Here is a 1,452-nt window from a genome sequence, read left to right as displayed (position 1 = left end):
TTTGTGACTGAGTGGCGGACGGGTGAGTAACGCGTGGGTAACCTGCCTCATACAGGGGGATAACAGTTAGAAATGACTGCTAATACCGCATAAGACCACGGAGCCGCATGGCTCAGTGGGAAAAACTCCGGTGGTATGAGATGGACCCGCGTCTGATTAGGTAGTTGGTGGGGTAACGGCCTACCAAGCCAACGATCAGTAGCCGACCTGAGAGGGTGACCGGCCACATTGGGACTGAGACACGGCCCAAACTCCTACGGGAGGCAGCAGTGGGGAATATTGCACAATGGGGGAAACCCTGATGCAGCGACGCCGCGTGAGCGAAGAAGTATTTCGGTATGTAAAGCTCTATCAGCAGGGAAGAAAATGACGGTACCTGACTAAGAAGCACCGGCTAAATACGTGCCAGCAGCCGCGGTAATACGTATGGTGCAAGCGTTATCCGGATTTACTGGGTGTAAAGGGAGCGTAGACGGCTGTGTAAGTCTGAAGTGAAAGCCCGGGGCTCAACCCCGGGACTGCTTTGGAAACTATGCAGCTAGAGTGTCGGAGAGGTAAGTGGAATTCCCAGTGTAGCGGTGAAATGCGTAGATATTGGGAGGAACACCAGTGGCGAAGGCGGCTTACTGGACGATGACTGACGTTGAGGCTCGAAAGCGTGGGGAGCAAACAGGATTAGATACCCTGGTAGTCCACGCCGTAAACGATGACTACTAGGTGTCGGGGAGCAAAGCTCTTCGGTGCCGCAGCAAACGCAATAAGTAGTCCACCTGGGGAGTACGTTCGCAAGAATGAAACTCAAAGGAATTGACGGGGACCCGCACAAGCGGTGGAGCATGTGGTTTAATTCGAAGCAACGCGAAGAACCTTACCTGCTCTTGACATCCCGGTGACCGGCATGTAATGATGCCTTTTCTTCGGAACACCGGTGACAGGTGGTGCATGGTTGTCGTCAGCTCGTGTCGTGAGATGTTGGGTTAAGTCCCGCAACGAGCGCAACCCTTATCTTCAGTAGCCAGCAATTCGGATGGGCACTCTGGAGAGACTGCCAGGGATAACCTGGAGGAAGGTGGGGATGACGTCAAATCATCATGCCCCTTATGAGCAGGGCTACACACGTGCTACAATGGCGTAAACAAAGGGAAGCGAGCCTGCGAGGGTAAGCAAATCTCAAAAATAACGTCTCAGTTCGGATTGTAGTCTGCAACTCGACTACATGAAGCTGGAATCGCTAGTAATCGCGAATCAGCATGTCGCGGTGAATACGTTCCCGGGTCTTGTACACACCGCCCGTCACACCATGGGAGTTGGTAACGCCCGAAGTCAGTGACCCAACCGTAAGGAGGGAGCTGCCGAAGGTGGGACCGATAACTGGGGTGAAGTCGTAACAAGGTAGCCGTATCGGAAGGTGCGGCTGGATCACCTCCTTTCTAAGGAAGAAGAAGTAAGGAA

1 rRNA gene is annotated in these 1,452 nt (G+C 53.4%); it reads left to right on the top strand.

Annotated elements, in window-relative coordinates:
- Nucleotides 1-1,430 (top strand): 16S ribosomal RNA (locus PG418_RS19055); the annotation flags it as partial.
- Nucleotides 1,431-1,452: the final 22 nt, after the last annotated feature.

The organism is Bariatricus sp. TF06-38A, from assembly GCF_027690675.1.
Taxonomy (GTDB): domain Bacteria; phylum Bacillota; class Clostridia; order Lachnospirales; family Lachnospiraceae; genus Allocoprococcus; species Allocoprococcus comes.
The sequence above is the reverse complement of the archived record's forward strand: the minus strand, read 5'-3'. Positions and strand labels throughout refer to the sequence as shown.